The organism is Pararhodobacter sp., from assembly GCF_034676075.1.
Lineage (GTDB): Bacteria > Pseudomonadota > Alphaproteobacteria > Rhodobacterales > Rhodobacteraceae > Pararhodobacter.
Window position 1 is genome coordinate 20,727 of record NZ_JAUCCQ010000032.1, and the last position, 16,655, is coordinate 37,381.

Sequence of the window (16,655 nt, forward strand, 5' to 3'; positions counted from 1 at the left end):
TTACCATGTCGGCACTATTGTGCATCGCAACCAAGGCTGCCGACGGACCCCAGGGAGGATTCCAGTGACCAAGCGCATCAACTTCCAGACCGACCCGTCCCAGTACCGCCATTGGCGCGTGGACTATGACGGTGCCGTGGCCAATCTGACCATGGATGTGGACGAGAACGGCGGGCTCTTCGACGGCTACCAGCTGAAGCTGAACAGCTATGATCTGGGCGTCGACATCGAACTGGCCGATATCGTGCAGCGCATGCGGTTCGAACACCCCGAGGTCAAGGTCGTGGTGATGCGTTCGGGCAAGGACAAGGTGTTCTGCGCCGGGGCCAATATCCGCATGCTGGGCGGTGCGACCCATGCCCACAAGGTCAACTTCTGCAAGTTCACCAACGAGACCCGCAACACGTTTGAGGCCGCCGAGGCCGACTCGGGCCAGAAATACCTGGCGGCCGTCAAAGGCGCCTGCGCGGGCGGCGGCTATGAGCTGGCGCTGGCCTGCAACCATATCATGCTGGTCGACGACAGCGCCTCGTCCGTCTCGCTGCCGGAAGTGCCGCTCTTGGCCGTGCTGCCCGGCACCGGCGGCCTGACCCGTGTCACCGACAAGCGCAAGGTGCGCCGCGATCTGGCCGATATCTTCTGCTCGCTGGAAGAAGGCATCAAGGGCAAGCGCGCCAAGGACTGGCGGCTGGTCGACGAGGTCGTCGCGACCTCGAAATTCGACGAGGCGGTTGCCCAGCGCGCCCAGGAATTCGCCGCAGCCTCGGACAAGGCCACGGGTCAGGGCATCGCGCTGAACCCGCTGAAGAAGACCGTGGATGAGAATGGCTCGATCCATTACTCGCTGGTCGAAGTCGAGGTGGACCGCGAAGGCCGCAAGGCGACGATCACCCTGAACGGCCCGGACCGCGATGTCCCGGCCTCGGCCGACGCGCTGGTGGCCGAGGGCGACCAGTCCTGGATGCTGCGCCTCGCCCGCGAATTCGACGATGCGATCCTGGAACTGCGCCTGAATGAGATGGAACTGGGCCTCGTGGTGTTCCGCACGCAGGGCGACCCCGAAGCCGTGCTGGCGCATGAAGCCTTCATGCTGGAAAACAAGGACCACTGGCTGGGCCGCGAGATCCTGCAATACTGGAAGCGCGTGCTGAAGCGGGTGGACGTGACCTCGCGCTCGCTGGTGGCGCTGGTCGAGAACGGCTCGTGCTACGCCGGTTTCCTCGCCGAACTGCTCTGGGCCTCGGACCGCAGCTACATGATGGAAGGCGAGTTCGAGGGCGACAACCGCCCGGTCGCCACCGTCACCCTGTCCGAGGGCAACTTCGGTCCCTTCCCGATGGGCAACGACCTGACCCGCCTGCAAACCCGCTTCCTGGGCGAGCCCGAGGCGGTCGGCGCGCTGCAGGCCCGAATCGGCGAGGCGATGGAATCGGACGAGGCGATGGAAGCGGGTCTGGTGACCGAAGCTTTCGACGATATCGACTGGGAAGACGAAATCCGCATCTTCATGGAAGAGCGCGCCTCGTTCAGCCCGGATGCGATGACCGGCATGGAAGCCAACCTGCGCTTCGCTGGCCCCGAGACGATGGAAACCCGGATCTTCGGCCGCCTGACCGCCTGGCAGAACTGGATCTTCAACCGCCCGAACGCCACCGGCAAGGACGGGGCGCTGCAGCGCTACGGCACGGGCGTGCGCGGCGATTACAACATGCAGCGCGTGTGATCGGCATGGTGCGTGCGAGCACGCACCCTACAGACGCAACAATGTAGGGTGCGTGCTTGCACGCACCACCCCCTCGGAGGAGAACCCATGATCGACCTCATCAACGTCAGCTACGACACGCAGATCCCCAACAACGTGGGTCTCTCGAACGACAAGCGCGTGCTCAAGGCGCTGGAGAAATGGCACCCCGGTTACATCAACTGGTGGAACGACCTGATCCCGCAGAACTTCCAGAAGAGCATGGTCTATCTGCGCACCGCCGTTTCGGTCGATCCCAAGGGCTGGGCCAAGTTCGACTATGTGAAGATGCCGGAATACCGCTGGGGCATCCTGCTGGCCCCGCAGGTCGAAGGCCGCGTCATCCCCTGCGGCGAGCACATGGGCCAACCCGCCTGGCAGGAAGTCCCCGGCGAATACCGCAACATGCTGAAGCGCCTGATCGTCATCCAGGGCGATACCGAGCCCGGCTCGGTCGAGCAGCAGCGCTTCCTCGGCCTGACCGCGCCGTCGCTCTATGACATGCGCAACCTGTTCCAGGTGAACGTCGAAGAGGGCCGTCACCTCTGGGCGATGGTCTATCTGCTGCAGAAATACTTCGGCAAGGACGGCCGCGAAGAGGCCGATGACCTGCTGATCCGCTCCTCGGGCTCGGAAGAGGCGCCGCGGATGCTCGGCGCCTTCAACGAAGAGACGCCGGACTGGCTGTCGTTCTTCATGTTCACCTATTTCACCGACCGCGACGGCAAGATGCAGCTGGAATCGCTCGCGCAATCGGGCTTCGACCCGCTGTCGCGCACCTGCCGCTTCATGCTGACCGAGGAAGCGCACCACATGTTCGTGGGCGAGACCGGCGTCGGCCGGGTGATCGAGCGCACCTGTCAGGTGATGGCCGAGAACGGCATCGACGATCCCTATGAGATCGACCGCATCCGCGCCCTCGGCGTGATCGACCTGCCGACGATCCAGAAGAAGCTGAACCTGCACTACACGCTGTCCTTGGATCTGTTCGGCCAGGAAGTCTCGACCAACGCCGCCAACGCGTTCAACGCCGGGATCAAGGGCCGCTACATGGAGCACCGGCTGACCGACGACCACCAGCTGAAGGGCGACACCTATCCGGTCTGGGATTTCGTCGACGGCAAGCTGATCCGCCACGAGGTTCCGGCGCTCACCGCGATCAACATGCGCCTGCGCGACGATTACACCCGCGACGCGGCTGGCGGTGTCGGTCGCTGGAACAAGATCATCGAGAAATCGGGGATCCAGTTCGAGCTGAAACTGCCGCACGAAAGCTTCCACCGCCAGATCGGCGTCTTCAAGGGCAAGGCCTTCGACCCGGACGGGAACCTGCTGTCGGGCGCCGAGTACGACGCGCAGCGCGACAACTGGCTGCCGACCCGCGCGGATGGGGATTTCATCCAGTCGCTGATGAAGCCGGTCTACGAGCCCGGGAAATTCGCCGGCTGGATCGCGCCGCCGAAAGTGGGGATCGACAACAAGCCCGGCGACTTCGAATATGTGAAGCTGCACATGGCGTGAGCCGCGGCGCGGGCGATGGTGGGGTGAAACCCCACCCTACGCCTGACGCACGGCCTGCCCATGATGACGAAGGGCGGGGCCCGTTGGCCCCTGCCTGCCAGCCTGGCAAACGGAAGGGAGGTCCCGATGCCCGTTGAACGTTCTGCCCTGCAAGCCTCGCGAAAGCCCCTTGGCAATGGCGCCTGCCTCGGCTGCGCCGATTGCGCGGGCCTGTGCTGGAGCCTTCTCGAACTGAGCCGTCTGCCCGAGACGGTGCTGCATCCCCGGACAAACCGCGCATGAACAAGCCCCTGAAACAGCACCTGATCGACCCGGAAATCTGCATCCGCTGCTATACCTGCGAGATGACCTGCCCGGTCGAGGCGATCACCCATGACGACAACAACGTCGTGGTCGATGCCGAGAAATGCGACTTCTGCATGGATTGCATCCCGGTCTGCCCGACGGGGTCCATCGACGAATGGCGCGTGGTCGCCACGCCCTATTCGCTGGACGAGCAATTCGGCTGGCAGGAATTGCCCGCACAGGAAGAGATCGGCACCTCCTCGGGGGTCGAGGCGCTGGACGACGCGATGGAGGCCCTGCTGGCCGAGGCCCACAAGGGCGCGGGCGGCAAGTCCAAGGCCCCGGCGACGGCCACCAAGCCCACCGTGAACCTCTATAACCTCGGCAAGCCCGCGGTCGCCAAGGTCACCGGCAATTTCCGCCTGACCAGCGCCGACTCCGGCTCGGACGTGCGCCACATCATCCTCGATTTCGGCGCCCAGCCGATGCCGGTGCTCGAAGGTCAGTCGATCGGCATCATCCCCCCCGGCACCGATGCCGAGGGCAAGCCGCATCTGCCGCGGCTCTATTCCGTCAGCTCGCCGCGCGATGGCGAGCGGCCGAATTTCAACAACCTCTCGCTGACCGTGAAGCGCGAGGAGCAGGGGCTTTGCTCCAACTATGTCTGCGATCTGAAGATCGGCGATGAGGTGAAGGTCACCGGCCCCTTCGGCGCCACCTTCCTGATGCCCGAGGACAGCGCCGCGCGGATGCTGATGATCTGCACCGGCACCGGCTCGGCCCCGTTCCGCGCCTTCACCATGCGGCGCCAGCGCGCGCAGGCGGGCGGCAGCGGCGACATGATCATGTTCTTCGGCGCCCGCACGCCCGATTCGCTGCCCTATTTCGGCCCGCTCAACAAAGTGCCCGAGCGGCTGCTGAAGAAGCATCTGGTCTTCAGCCGGATCCCCGGGGTCGACAAGGAATACGTCCAGGACCGCATGATGGTCGAACAGGAGGCCGTCGCCAATCTGCTGGCCGATCCGCAGACCCATATCTACATCTGCGGGCTGCGCGGGATGGAGCAGGGCGTCGAGCTGGCCTTCAAGAACATCGCCGAATCCACGGGCCTGGCCTGGGAAGCCACCCGCGACGCGATGCGCGACGAAGGCCGCTACCACGTCGAGACCTATTGATGCCCTACCGGCACGAGATCCGCATCGCCTGGGGCGATTGCGACCCGGCAAAGATCGTCTACACCGCGCGCATCCCGGGTTTCGCCCTCGATGCGATCAACGGCTGGTGGGAGCATCATCTGGGCGGCGGCTGGTTCCAGATGGATCTGGACCGCGACCTGGGCACGCCCTTCGTGCATATGGCGCTCGATTTTCTGGCGCCGATGACGCCGCGCCACCGGCTGATCTGCGAGGTGGCGCCGACACGGCTGGGCGAGACCTCGATCGACTGGCGGGTGGGCGGCTATCAGGACGGGGTGCATTGCTTCGAGGGGCGCTTCACCTGCGTCTTCGTCAAGGCCAGCGTCTTTGCCAAGGAACCGCCCCCGGCCGAGATCCGTGCGCTGATCCTCGGCCAGATCGAAGCCCCGGCAGGATAATGCACTGACCGGCCGCGATCATCGGATGCCTATTGTTCGGGCTTCCGGCATCGCCTAGGGTTATGCACTATTGTTCCGAAATGATCGCCGATCCCGACATGTCCGAGATCACCAACTTCCGCGGCGAGACACTCGCCCCCGATCCCGACAGCCGCGGCGAAGCGGCGGTGCGGGCGCTGATCCTGCGCGTCGGCGAGCGGGTGCGCAAGGCGCGCGAGCTGAAGGGCATTCCCCGCCGCGTCCTGTCCGAGGTCTCGGGCGTCTCGCCGCGCTATCTGGCGCTGCTGGAGGCGGGCGAGGGCAATATTTCCATCGGCCTGTTGCAGCGGGTGGCGGATGCGCTGGACCACCGCATCGAATGGCTGGTGGGCGAGGATGACCCCTGGACCTCGGAAGCGCTCAGGGTCGCCGAACTCTACCGCGCCGCCCCGGCCGAGGTGCGCGCGCAGGTGCTGGATCACCTGCTGCCGCAGCCCGAGGCCACCGCGCGCCGTCACCGGATCGCCCTGATCGGCTTGCGGGGGGCGGGGAAATCCACGCTGGGCGCCCGGGCCGGTGCGGCGCTGGGCCTGCCCTTTGTCGAACTCAACCGCGAGATCGAGGATCAGGCGGGCATGCCGGTGAACGAGGTCATGGCCTTCTACGGGCAGGAGGGCTACCGCCGTCTGGAAGCCCAGGCGCTGGGCCGGGTCATCGCCACGCATGAGGCGATGATCCTGGCCGTCGCGGGCGGCATCGTCTCCGAGCCCGAGACCTTCAAGACCCTGCTGTCGAGTTTCCACACCATCTGGGTCAAGGCGGCGCCCGCCGAGCATATGAACCGGGTGCGTGCCCAGGGCGACATGCGGCCGATGGCCGGCAACCCGGAAGCGATGGACCAGCTCAAGTTCATCCTCACCAGCCGCGAGACGCTCTATGATCAGGCGCGTGCCAAGCTCGACACCACCGGCCGCAGCGTCGAGGAATCGCTCGCCGATCTGCTGGCCCTGATCCGCGAGCGTGGTTTCCTCGCGTGACGCCAGAGGCGCATCTGGCGAAGCTGCGCGCCCGCCTGTCGCAGGGCGACCCCCTCCCGGTAACCCGCGCCGCCGTCGCCGGGGGCAGCCCGCAGGCGCTGGGGCTGGCCGTGGCGCTGATCGACACCGGCGCCGCCGTGACGCTGATCGAGGCTGACGACTGGGATGCCGCCCGCGCCCGCGACGCCCTGCGCCGCAGCGGCCGGGGCGCCGGGATCCGGCTGGTGACCGACATGGCCGAGGCGGCGGACGCCGATCTGCTGGTCGAGGCCTCGGGCGGTGCGGCGGCAGAGCGGATCGGCTTGCTGAAGGCGCTGATGGCGGCCTCGCCGGGGGCGCTGGCCGTCAGCCTCGGCCCCGGGGTGACGCTGGGCGCGCTGCGCGAGAGCCTGGGCGCCCCGGTCGCGCTGATCGACACGGATGCGCCGCCGCCCGCCATCGGCCTGATGGAGATCGTCAAGGGTTCGGACCGCCGCGCGCTGGGCTTGGCGTGGCGGCTCGGGGCGCTGCCGGTGGTGGTGCCGGGTTTCAAGGGCGCGCGGCTGGTGGCGGCGCTGGAGGACGAGGCCGAGGCGCTGGTCTTCCAGGGATCTACGCCGTGGGAGGTCGATGCCGCGGCAGAAGGCTTCGGCTTCACCCTCGGCCCCTGCGCGGCGCAGGACCTGCGCGGGCTGGACCGGGCTTTCGCCCGCCACCGGGCGCAGGGCCACACGCTGCCGCTGATCGACCGGATGGTGCCCGAGGGGCGGCTCGGGCGGAATGGCGGGGTGGGCTGGTATCGCTATCCGGGCGGCGGGGGCCGGGTCATCGACCCGCTGATCGAGGATCTGGCCCGGGAAGAAGCCCATTTCGCCGGGGTCACGACCCGGCCAATCGCGGAGGCCGAGATCGTGGAGCGGCTGCTCAGCGCGCTGGTCAGGACCGCGCTGTCCCTGGGGATCGAGGCGGGAGTCGTCGACCTGATGTCGGTCATGGCCTGCGGGTTTCCCGAGGAGAAGGGTGGCGTGCTTTTCCATCACCACCACCCGTAGGGTGCGTGCTTGCACGCACCACCCTTGCGACCAAGGTGCGTGCGAGCACGCACCCTACGGCATGGCACGAGGCAACGCCCCCCTTAGGGTAGGATTTCATCCCACCACCCCCTTCCCATCCCCCCGGCACAACGCGAACAACGCCCCGCGCGAGGCGATGCCCAGCTTGTGATAGGCCCGCCGCCGATAGGTGATCACCGTCTCGGGCGACAGCCCCATCCCGCCCGCGATCGCCTCGGTCTTCTGCCCGGCAAGGATCCCCAGACAGACTGCCCGCTCCCGCTCGCTCAGCGCCGACAGGGCCGGGGGATAGGGCGCCTCGCCCGCTGCCTCGGCCTGCATCAGGATCAACTGCCCCACCAGCTCGGCCAGCGCCGCATCGACCGGCCCCCCGGCTTCGTAGAGGTTCACCACCAGCCGCCGCCGCTGCCCGGCCAGCAGCACCGAGGTCTTGCCGCTGAGCCCCGGCCGGGTGAAGAAAAGCTCGCGATAGGCCTCCTCCATCCCCTCGGCCGTGACCCGCAGCAGTCGCCGCTGTCCGGGCTGCAGCCGCCGCAAGGCCGGGCGCAGCGGGTCGCGCAGATGCCAGCCGTCGAGGTAATCGCCCGCCAGCGCCTCGCCCAACCCCTGCCGCGCGTAGTTCCGCGACAGCAGGCAGCGCGCGCTCTGCGGCCCCAGCTCGAAGACCATCACCTGCCGCGCCCCGGTCCGCTCGGCCAGTTCCAGCAGCCTGAGCGGGAACCCGGGCTGGCCGAGGGCATCGAGGCAGGCGCCGATCTGGCGGAAGGCCTCTGTCATGCCGTGCCCTCCCATCCTTGCGTCCCCTGAAAAAGGGGACATATCGAAAGCCGGGACCCGGGTAAACGAGGGCCGGACCCCGGACGGAGCATCGCATGAGACCCCAAGGCCGCGGCGAGCATGACTCGCTCTATTTCACCTATCCCCATTTCGACCCCCCGCCGCCCGGGTTCGACCGCACCAGCCCGGTCCCCGTGGCCATCGTCGGCGCCGGTCCCGTGGGCATGGTCGCGGCGCTGGAACTGGCGCGGCACGGCCAACGCTCGGTCCTGATCGAGGCCCGGGACACCTTCAACGACGGCAGCCGCGCCATCTGCCTGTCGCGCTCCAGCTTCCAGATCCTCGACCGGATCGGCGCGTTGCCGCCTTTCCTCGCCAAGGCGCTGCCCTGGACCACCGGGCGCAGCTTCTTCCGCGGCCGGCAGATCCTCGAATTCACCATGCCGGACAGCGCGGACGAGCGGTTCCGGCCGATGTACAACCTGCAACAGCAATATATCGAACAATTCCTCTGGCAGGCCATCGAGGCCCAGCCGCTGATCGAGACCCGCTGGCAGACCCGCCTCACCGGGATCGAAACCGGCAGGGAGGGCGCGGTGCTGCACCTCACCGACCCCTCCGGCGCCTATGACCTGCCCGCGCGCTGGGTGCTGGCCGCCGATGGCGCGCGCTCCACCGTGCGGCAGGCGCTGGGCCTGCGCCTCAAGGGCGAGAATTTCGAGGGGTGCTACGTCATCGCCGACATCCGCATGGCGCACGATTATCCGACCATCCGCCGCGCCCTGTTCGATCCCGCCTGCCGCCCCGGCGGGACGGTGCTGATCCACCGCCAGCCCGACGACATCTGGCGCATCGACTACCAGCTGGCCGAGGGCGAAAGCGCCGAGGAGGCGACGCGGGAGGACAACGTCCGCGCCGGTGTCCAGGGCGTGCTGGACGAGATCGGCGAGGCGGGCGCCTGGGAACTGGAATGGTGGTCGGTCTATTCCGCCAACACGCTGGCCTTGGACGAGTACCGCCACGGACCGGTGTTCTTCATCGGCGACAGCGCCCATATCGTGCCGATCTTCGGCGTCCGGGGGCTGAACAACGGCCTGGCCGATGCGCAGAACATCGGCTGGAAACTGGCGCTGGTGCTGAGCGGGCAGGCGGGCGAGGGGCTGCTGGACAGCTACACCCCCGAGCGGCGCGGGGCGACGCTCGATGTCTTCGCCAATGCCTCGAAAAGCGCGCGCTTCATGACGCCGCCCAGCTTCGGCACCCGCTTGATGCGCGACGCCGCCCTGTCGCTGGCCTTGCGCTTTCCCTGGGCCGGGGAGCTGGCCAACCCAAGGCAGATGGTGCCCTATACCTATGCCGAAAGCCCGTTGACCCTGCCCGGCGAACCCGGCCCCGGCCCGGTCCCCGGCGCGCTGATCCCCGACGCCAACCTTGGCGACGGGTTCCTGACGCAGAAGATGGGGCCGGGCTTCACCCTCCTGACCCTCGGCCCGGCGCCGGAGGTCAGCCACCCGCTGCTCACGACCCTCTCCCGGCCCGCCCTCTGGGGCGCGCCCGACGGCAGCGCCTTCCTGATCCGCCCTGACCTGCATCTCGCCGCCCGCTGGACCTCGGCCGATGCACAGGTCATCCTGTCCACTCTCACCGCGATGCTGGAGCGCCCATGAACCCCGCCGAACCCCTCTTCGAGGCCCTGGCCGCCCATCTCGACCAATTGGGCGAGGCTCAGGCGCCCCTCTTCCTGGCCAAAGCGGCGCTGGCCCTGGCCGAGGCGCTGGGCGATGGCGAGCGCGCGCTGGGTATATTTCGGGATTGTGCGAAGGACATCTGATGCTGCTGACCAATGCCGATATCGTCGAGCTGACCGCCTTCCGCCAGGTCTTGCACCGCCACCCCGAGGTTTCGGGCGATGAAGCCTGGACCGCCGCCGCCATCGCCGAGGCGCTGCCCACGCCGGACCGGCTGGTCACCGGGCTGGGCGGGCACGGGGTGGCGGCGGTCTATGAAAGTGGCCAGCCGGGGCCGACGGTGATGATCCGCAGCGAACTCGACGCGCTGCCGATCCTTGAACTCTCGGGCATGGACCACGCCAGCGAGATCCCGGGCAAAGGGCATCTCTGCGGCCATGACGGGCATTCGACCATCGTGCTGGGCCTCGCCCGGCTGCTGGCCCGGCGGCGTCCCGCAACCGGCCGCGCCGTGCTGCTGTTCCAACCGGCGGAAGAGGATGGCTCGGGCGCCGCCGCGGTGCTGGCCGATCCCCGCTTCGCCGATCTGCAGCCCGATTGGGCGCTGTCCCTGCACAACATGCCGGGCGTGCCGCTGGGCCGTGCCTGGCTGGCACCCGGTCCCGCCAATTGCGCCTCGCTGGGGCTGAAGATCGCGCTGACCGGCAGCACCGCCCATGCCGCGACCCCGGAAACCGGCCGCGCGCCCACCGCGGCGCTGGCCCGGCTGATCGACGGGCTGCGCGCCCTCGGCCCCGGCGGCGCCCTGGCGCCGGGCTTCCGGCTGGCCACGATCACCCACATCCGGATGGGCGAACCCGCCTTCGGCATCGCGCCCGGCGCGGCCGAGCTCTGGGTCACGCTGCGCGGCCTCACCGACGCGGATCTGGCGACGCTCCTGACCTGCGCCCAGGCCCTGGTCGAGACCGAAGCCGCCGCCGCCGGGCTGACCGCAAGCTGCGAGATCCACGACGCCTTCGGCGCCTGCGCCAACGACCCCGAGGCCACAGCAATCCTCGCCCGCGCGCTGGACGCCCAGGGCATCGGCCATGACCCGGGCGATCTGCCGATGCGCGCCTCCGAGGATTTCGGCCGCTTCGGGGCCGGGGCGAAAAGCGCCATGCTGTTCCTCGGCGCCGGATCCGACCACCCGGCGCTGCATGACCAGCTCTACGACTTCCCCGACGCGCTGATCGCACCGGGCGTCGGCATCTTCGCCCGCGCCCTGACCGAACTCCTGGGCTAGAGGACGGAACCGGGGGGCCAGCCCCCCGGACCCCCCGGGATATTTGGAGAACAAAGATCAAGGTTAAGGGCGCGTTAAGCCGCCTTCTTTGTGCCTCAAATATCCTCGGGGGTGAATTGGCTGAAAGCCAAGAGGGGGCAGAAGGCCCCCTGCCTTCCTTGCCAGCCCGCGCCGCCGATGCTACCCCGCAAGGGACGCCCGCTGCCTTCTGGACCCCATGACCCTCACCGTTCTCGGCATCGAATCGAGCTGTGACGACACCGGCGCCGCGCTGGTCAGGGCGGGCGAGGGCGCGCCGCAGGTTCTGGCCCCCGAGATTCTGGCCAATGTCGTCGCTGGCCAGACCGAGCTGCACGCGGCCTTCGGCGGGGTCGTGCCGGAAATCGCCGCCCGCGCCCATGCCGAGAAGCTGGATCTGGTGGTGGAAGAGGCGCTGGCCCGGGCCGGGCTGACGCTCGGCGACCTCGACGCCATCGCCGTGACCGCGGGGCCGGGGCTGATCGGCGGGGTGCTGTCGGGGGTGATGATGGCCAAGGGGCTCAGCGCCGCGACCGGGCTGCCGCTGATCGGCGTTAACCATCTGGCCGGCCATGCGCTGACGCCGCGGCTGACCGACGGGCTCGATTTCCCCTATCTCATGCTGCTGGTCTCGGGCGGGCATTGCCAGTTCCTGCGGGTCGAAGGGCCGGAGGCCTTTGCCCGCCTCGGCGGCACCATCGACGATGCGCCGGGCGAGGCCTTCGACAAATGCGCCAAGCTTCTGGGCCTGCCGCAGCCCGGCGGTCCGGCGGTCGAGGCGGAGGCCAAGCAGGGCGACCCCAAGCGTTTCGCCTTTCCTCGGCCGCTGCTGGACCGGCCGGGCTGCGACCTCAGCTTTTCCGGGCTCAAGACCGCGCTGATGCGGGCCCGCGACGCGCTGGTCGCCGACCAGGGCGGGCTGAAGCGGCAGGACCGCGCCGACCTCTGCGCCGGGTTCCAGGCCGCCATTGCCGACACGCTGGCTGAGAAGTCGCGCCGCGCGCTGGCCGCCAGTCCCGGCGTCACCGCCTTTGCCGTAGCGGGGGGCGTCGCCGCCAATGCCACGCTGCGCGGGCGCCTGACCGAGGTGGCGGGCGATCTTCCCTTCGTGGCGCCGCCGCTCGCGCTTTGCACCGACAACGCGGCGATGATCGCCTGGGCCGGGATCGAGCGCCTGCGCCTCGGGCACAAGGACGACCTCACGCTCAGCGCCCGGCCCCGCTGGCCGCTGGACCCCTCGGCCGTGCCCCTGATCGGATCGGGCAAGCGCGGCGCCAAAGCCTGACCCCAGACAGCCCGTAACCCCGGAGGAACCATGCCCCTTTTCGCCCTCATCTGCACCGACAAGGCCGAATGCGAGCCGCTGCGCAAGGCCAACCGCGAGGCGCATCTGGCCTATCTCAACACCTCGGGCGTCACGCTGATGGCGGGGCCCTTCCTGGAGGGCGGCGCCATGACCGGCTCCTTGGTGGTGATCGACGTGGCCGACCGCGCCGCGGCCGAGGCCTGGGCCAAGGATGACCCCTATGCCGAGGCCGGGCTCTTCGCCAAGGTCCGCATCGAGGAATGGAAGAAGGTGATCGGCTGATGGCCTATTGGCTGATGAAATCCGAGCCCGATGTCTTTTCCTGGGACGACCTGGTCGCCGTGGGCGAGAAGGGCGAGGAATGGAACGGGGTCCGCAACTACCTCGCGCGCAACAACATGCGGGCGATGCAGCTGGGCGAGAAGGTGTTCTTCTACCATTCCAACATCGGGCTGGAGATCGTCGGCATCGCCGAGGTCTGCGCGCTGTCGCATCCCGACAGCACGACCGAGGACCCGCGCTGGGATTGCGTCGATATCCGCGCGGTCGAGAAACTGCCGCGGCCGGTGACGCTGAAAGAGGTCAAGGCGACGCCCGAACTTGCCGAGATGTCGCTGGTGACCTCGATGCGGCTCTCGGTGCAGCCGGTGACCGAGGCGGAATGGGACCTCGTCTGCCGCATGGGCGGGCTCTGAGCCACGCCGGGCCTCGGGGCGCGGCAAAATCCGCCCCGGACTTACCGCTTCCCAGCGGCAGAATGTCGCGATAGCCTGCCGGGAAATGCGGTAAGGGAGCGCAACCTATGGATTTTCTGGCAGTCTTCGTGACGGCGGCGGTGGGCTTCGGCATCGGCGCGCTGTGGTATGGCGTGTTCTCGCGTCGCTGGGTGGCGGCCTCGGGCGTGCCCACCGATGAGAGGGGCGCCCCGCGCGACGGCGCCAATCCGGTGACCTATGCCTTCGCCTATCTCTGCATCCTGCTGGTCGTGGGGATGATGCGGCATGTCTTTGCCATGTCGGCCATCACCACGGTCAATCTGGGGGTGATGGGCGGGCTCGGCATCGGCCTGTTCCTGATCGCGCCCTGGATCGCGCTGAACATCCTGTTTGCCCAGCGGCCGAAGATCCTGATCCTGATCGACGGCGGGTATGCCGCTATCGCCTGCGCCATCATGGGGGGCGTGCTGCTGCTGTTCTGACAGCGGGCGGGGCCGCCCTCCGGGGAGGGAGGGCGGCCCGGTTTGCTCAGGCGCCCTTGCGGCGCTGCCGCCGGCCGAAGGCCAGCATGACGATGAAGGCCAGAACGCCCAGCAGCGCCAGACCCAGCACCGGCATGTTCAGCGGGTTGGAATTGTTGACCGCCACACCGATCAGCGCCCAGATCAGCGCGAGGCCCAGACCCGGGGCGCGCAGCACCTTCGATTGCACCGTCAGGCCCAGCACCAGCGCCAGCGCCAGCGCCACCAGCGCGGCGGGCGTTGCCTCCATCACGCCCCAGCCCGCCAGGATCATCCCGACCGAGACCGACGAGGCGGCCAGCAGCCAGCCGGCGTAGGTGGCCACGGGGGCCTGGAACCACCAGCGGTCATGGCGCCGCGTGCGGAAGAGGGCGACCAGCGCCAGCACCAGCATCGCCCAGATCAGCACCGTGGCACCGATCACGCTGCGTTCCGCCATCGGCAGCCAGAAAATGCCCAGGGCGAGGCTGGCCAGCAGCCAGGGACGGGCCGGTTGCCAGGCCGGATCCTCGGCCCGTTTCCACAGGCCGAAGGCCGAGGAGACGATCAGCCAGGTGTAGAGCAGGCCCCAGATGGCGAAAGTATAGGGCGCGGGCTGCACCGGGGGATTGTCCTGCGGCACCGGGAACAGCGCCGGGTTGAAACCGTCGAAATTGGTGACGAACAAGGGCGAGGCGGCAAAAAGGATCGCCGCGATCAGCAGAAGGGCGGGTATCAGTCGGGTCATCGGGATTCTCCCTGGGGTCGCGAGGGGCGGGTGCCCCGGCATGATCATGGTGGCGATGGGCCAACCCGCGCGTGCCGCGCGGAACGGCCCATCCTAGGGGGTGCCCGGGCGCTCGGGCGCGACGGCGATGGTGCCCTGCGCGGCGGCAACCAGCTTCTCGACGCCCCCGTCCACGGCGACGATATCGCAGCGGCACACGGCTTGCGAGCGTCCCGCGCCGATCGCCTCGGCCCGGGCGATCAGGCGCTCGCCCAGACCCGGGCGCAGGTAATTGATCTTCATCTCCAGCGTCACGATCCGTCCTTCCAGCATCGTGCCTCCGGCGAAAGTCAGCGCATTATCCGCCAGATAGGCCAGCACGCCGCCATGGGCGAAACCGTATTGCTGGCGCAGATCCTCCCGCAGGGGCAGCGACAGCTCGGCCCGCCCCGGGGACAGCGAGACCAGCTCGGTCCCCAGCAAGCGGCTGAAAGGCTGCGCCTCAAGAATGCGGCGGCCCCGGTCCAGGTGTTCGCTCATCGCCCCCTCCTTCGGCTACCGGGGATACTGCCCGACGGCGCCGGTGGATCAATCCTGCCGTAGCGGCAGAAGCCTAACCAGAGCTTAACGCCCGTTGAGCCCCAGCGCCGCCATGGTCTGCGCCAGTGCCACGCCGCCCGGCTCGATCCCCTCGCGCAGCATCCGCGTCGCCAGATCCATCATCGCGTCGTTCAGGGGCGTCGGCACGCCATGCAGCCGGCCCAGCAGGCAGATCTCGCCGTTCAGGTAATCCGTCTCGATCCCGCCGCCGCGCTTCAGGCTCTGCAGGGTCGAATTGCTCATCGGCAACTGGCCCGGCACCGGCTTGATGTTGACATAGAGCGCCCGGCGCGGGTCGGCCTGGCTCACATCGGCAAAGGGAATGCCCGCGGCGTTCAACACCGCCTCGGCCTCGGCCTGCAGGGCCTGGCGCAGCGCCTTGTCATCGGTCGCGGCACCATGCGCGGCGCCCGAGATATTGCCGAGGTTCAGCAAGAGCTTGCCGTGTTTCGACCGCATCACCGCCGGGTCGGCGAAGGCCGCGAACCCGGCCGAGGTCAGCAATGCCGCCAGATCCTCGTCCGCCTGATCGGCGCCCTCGGGATACCGGCCGATGTCGAACATGCCGAATTTCGGCGAGCAATAGGAGATGACCTCTCCCGGGTTCAGATAGGTCGCGGGCAGCATGACCGTGATGCCATGGACATTCGGCAGGACCCGTAGCGCCATCCGCTCGTTCGCGACCGAGTTCTGCATGCAGAAGACCGGCTGGTCGCGCACCCCCGCCAGCCGCAGCGCCTCGAGCGCGGGGAGCGTGTCCTGGGTCTTCATGCACAGCAGGATCGCGTCATCCGGGCGAAAGGCGATCTCCCCGGGCTTGGCCACCACCGGCACCGGCACCGTCACATCCACATCGGGCGAGATCAGCCGCAGCCCCTTGTCGCGCACCGCCTCCAGCATCCGGCCGCGGGCGATGCCGATCACCTCGGCCTCCGAATGCGCCAGCGCCGCGGCGACGATGCCGCCGATCGCTCCCATCCCGTAGACGATCACCCGCATGCCTGTCTCCTTCTTGCGTCGCGCGGATCAGACCCGATCCCGGCGCCGGGTTCAACCGGGGTTGCGAACGCAAACGGGGGCCCGAAGGCCCCCGTTCCGGTCCCGGCAGGGCGGGGTCAGTAGCGGTAATGCTCGGACTTGAACGGGCCCTCGACGGTCACGCCGATGTATTCGGCCTGTTCGGGCTTCAGTTCCGTCAGTTTCACGCCGATCCGGGCCAGGTGCAGGCGCGCGACTTTCTCGTCCAGATGCTTGGGCAGGATGTAGACGCCGGGTGCGTATTCGCCGTGCTTGGTCCAGAGCTCGATCTGCGCCAGCACCTGGTTGGTGAAGCTGGCCGACATCACGAAGCTGGGGTGCCCGGTCGCGTTGCCGAGGTTCAGCAGGCGCCCTTCGGACAGCAGGATCATGCGATTGCCCGAGGGCATCTCGATCATGTCCACCTGTTCCTTGATGTTGGTCCATTTGTGGTTGCGCAGCGCGGCGACCTGGATCTCGTTGTCGAAATGGCCGATGTTGCCGACGATCGCCATGTCCTTCATCTCGCGCATATGCTCGATGCGGATCACGTCCTTGTTGCCGGTGGTGGTGATGAAGATATCGGCCGACGAGGCCACGTCTTCCAGCGTCACCACCTCATAGCCGTCCATGGCGGCCTGCAGGGCGCAGATCGGGTCGATCTCGGTCACTTTCACCCGGGCGCCGGCGCCGCGCAGCGAGGCGGCCGAGCCCTTGCCCACGTCGCCATAGCCGCAGACCACGGCGACCTTGCCGGCCATCATCGTGTCGGTGGCGCGGCGGATGCCGTCGACCAGCGATTCCTTGCAGCC

General features: G+C 68.3%; 19 protein-coding genes. 14 read left to right on the forward strand and 5 right to left on the reverse strand.

Annotated features, from left to right (window positions below; genetic code table 11):
• The first annotated feature begins 64 nt into the window (after positions 1 to 64).
• The 7 genes from boxC (at position 65) to VDQ18_RS11230 (ending at position 7,188) form a co-directional block, all read left to right on the forward strand.
• Positions 65 to 1,723 carry a 2,3-epoxybenzoyl-CoA dihydrolase gene (boxC, locus tag VDQ18_RS11200; protein ID WP_323021022.1) on the forward strand — a complete coding sequence of 553 codons (1,659 nt, stop codon included), beginning with the start codon at positions 65 to 67 and terminating at the stop codon, positions 1,721 to 1,723.
• Between the two features lie 87 nt (positions 1,724 to 1,810).
• On the forward strand, positions 1,811 to 3,262 hold the full coding sequence (gene boxB, locus VDQ18_RS11205) for a benzoyl-CoA 2,3-epoxidase subunit BoxB (RefSeq protein WP_323021023.1): 1,452 nt from the start codon (positions 1,811 to 1,813) through the stop codon (positions 3,260 to 3,262).
• A gap of 126 nt (positions 3,263 to 3,388) precedes the next feature.
• Entirely contained in the window at positions 3,389 to 3,544 is a 156-nt protein-coding gene (locus VDQ18_RS11210; RefSeq protein ID WP_323021024.1) for a hypothetical protein, read from the forward strand.
• Positions 3,541 to 4,722, forward strand: coding sequence for a benzoyl-CoA 2,3-epoxidase subunit BoxA (gene boxA, locus VDQ18_RS11215; protein WP_323021025.1), 1,182 nt, complete (start codon positions 3,541 to 3,543; stop codon positions 4,720 to 4,722). The genes VDQ18_RS11210 and boxA overlap by 4 nt, the downstream gene beginning before the upstream one ends.
• Positions 4,722 to 5,141 carry an acyl-CoA thioesterase gene (locus VDQ18_RS11220; protein ID WP_107752432.1) on the forward strand — a complete coding sequence of 140 codons (420 nt, stop codon included), beginning with the start codon at positions 4,722 to 4,724 and terminating at the stop codon, positions 5,139 to 5,141. The genes boxA and VDQ18_RS11220 overlap by 1 nt, the downstream gene beginning before the upstream one ends.
• Positions 5,142 to 5,239: 98 nt before the next feature.
• Positions 5,240 to 6,157: a helix-turn-helix transcriptional regulator gene (locus VDQ18_RS11225; protein ID WP_323021026.1), complete on the forward strand. Its 918-nt coding sequence runs from the start codon at positions 5,240 to 5,242 to the stop codon at positions 6,155 to 6,157.
• The gene (locus VDQ18_RS11230; RefSeq protein ID WP_323021027.1) at positions 6,154 to 7,188 is read left to right on the forward strand and encodes a 3-hydroxyacyl-CoA dehydrogenase family protein; all 1,035 of its coding nucleotides are present in this window, start codon (positions 6,154 to 6,156) and stop codon (positions 7,186 to 7,188) included. The genes VDQ18_RS11225 and VDQ18_RS11230 overlap by 4 nt, the downstream gene beginning before the upstream one ends.
• Positions 7,189 to 7,284: 96 nt before the next feature.
• On the opposite strand, the gene VDQ18_RS11235 is transcribed toward VDQ18_RS11230, so the two are convergent.
• Positions 7,285 to 7,986, reverse strand: coding sequence for a helix-turn-helix transcriptional regulator (locus tag VDQ18_RS11235; protein ID WP_323021028.1), 702 nt, complete (start codon positions 7,984 to 7,986; stop codon positions 7,285 to 7,287).
• Positions 7,987 to 8,081: 95 nt separating this feature from the next.
• On the opposite strand from VDQ18_RS11235, the gene VDQ18_RS11240 reads away from it, so the two are divergent.
• From VDQ18_RS11240 to VDQ18_RS11270, 7 genes are all read left to right on the forward strand, one after another.
• Complete coding sequence (locus tag VDQ18_RS11240; protein WP_323021029.1) at positions 8,082 to 9,653, forward strand: FAD-dependent monooxygenase; 1,572 nt, start codon at positions 8,082 to 8,084, stop codon at positions 9,651 to 9,653.
• Entirely contained in the window at positions 9,650 to 9,817 is a 168-nt protein-coding gene (locus tag VDQ18_RS11245) for a hypothetical protein (RefSeq protein WP_323021030.1), read from the forward strand. Before VDQ18_RS11240 ends, VDQ18_RS11245 begins: the two co-directional genes overlap by 4 nt.
• Entirely contained in the window at positions 9,817 to 10,959 is a 1,143-nt protein-coding gene (locus VDQ18_RS11250) for an amidohydrolase (protein WP_323021031.1), read from the forward strand. The genes VDQ18_RS11245 and VDQ18_RS11250 overlap by 1 nt, the downstream gene beginning before the upstream one ends.
• 217 nt (positions 10,960 to 11,176) lie before the next feature.
• A complete protein-coding gene (tsaD, locus tag VDQ18_RS11255) occupies positions 11,177 to 12,262 on the forward strand; it encodes a tRNA (adenosine(37)-N6)-threonylcarbamoyltransferase complex transferase subunit TsaD (protein ID WP_323021032.1) in 1,086 nt (361 codons plus the stop codon).
• A 30-nt stretch (positions 12,263 to 12,292) separates the two neighbouring features.
• Complete coding sequence (locus VDQ18_RS11260; protein ID WP_323021033.1) at positions 12,293 to 12,565, forward strand: YciI family protein; 273 nt, start codon at positions 12,293 to 12,295, stop codon at positions 12,563 to 12,565.
• Complete coding sequence (locus VDQ18_RS11265; protein ID WP_323021039.1) at positions 12,565 to 12,978, forward strand: EVE domain-containing protein; 414 nt, start codon at positions 12,565 to 12,567, stop codon at positions 12,976 to 12,978. Before VDQ18_RS11260 ends, VDQ18_RS11265 begins: the two co-directional genes overlap by 1 nt.
• A 107-nt stretch (positions 12,979 to 13,085) precedes the next feature.
• Complete coding sequence (locus VDQ18_RS11270; protein ID WP_323021034.1) at positions 13,086 to 13,481, forward strand: DUF1761 domain-containing protein; 396 nt, start codon at positions 13,086 to 13,088, stop codon at positions 13,479 to 13,481.
• Between the two features lie 46 nt (positions 13,482 to 13,527).
• Here the strand turns inward: VDQ18_RS11270 and VDQ18_RS11275 are convergent, their stop codons facing one another.
• The 4 genes from VDQ18_RS11275 to VDQ18_RS11290 form a co-directional block, all read right to left on the reverse strand.
• A complete protein-coding gene (locus tag VDQ18_RS11275) occupies positions 13,528 to 14,247 on the reverse strand; it encodes a hypothetical protein (protein ID WP_323021035.1) in 720 nt (239 codons plus the stop codon).
• A gap of 93 nt (positions 14,248 to 14,340) precedes the next feature.
• Positions 14,341 to 14,766 carry a PaaI family thioesterase gene (locus VDQ18_RS11280; RefSeq protein ID WP_323021036.1) on the reverse strand — a complete coding sequence of 142 codons (426 nt, stop codon included), beginning with the start codon at positions 14,764 to 14,766 and terminating at the stop codon, positions 14,341 to 14,343.
• An 84-nt stretch (positions 14,767 to 14,850) separates the two neighbouring features.
• Entirely contained in the window at positions 14,851 to 15,825 is a 975-nt protein-coding gene (locus VDQ18_RS11285) for a ketopantoate reductase family protein (protein ID WP_323021037.1), read from the reverse strand.
• Between the two features lie 116 nt (positions 15,826 to 15,941).
• Positions 15,942 to 16,655, reverse strand: a 714-nt coding sequence (locus VDQ18_RS11290; RefSeq protein ID WP_323021038.1) for an adenosylhomocysteinase, incomplete at its 5' end; no start/stop codon positions are given.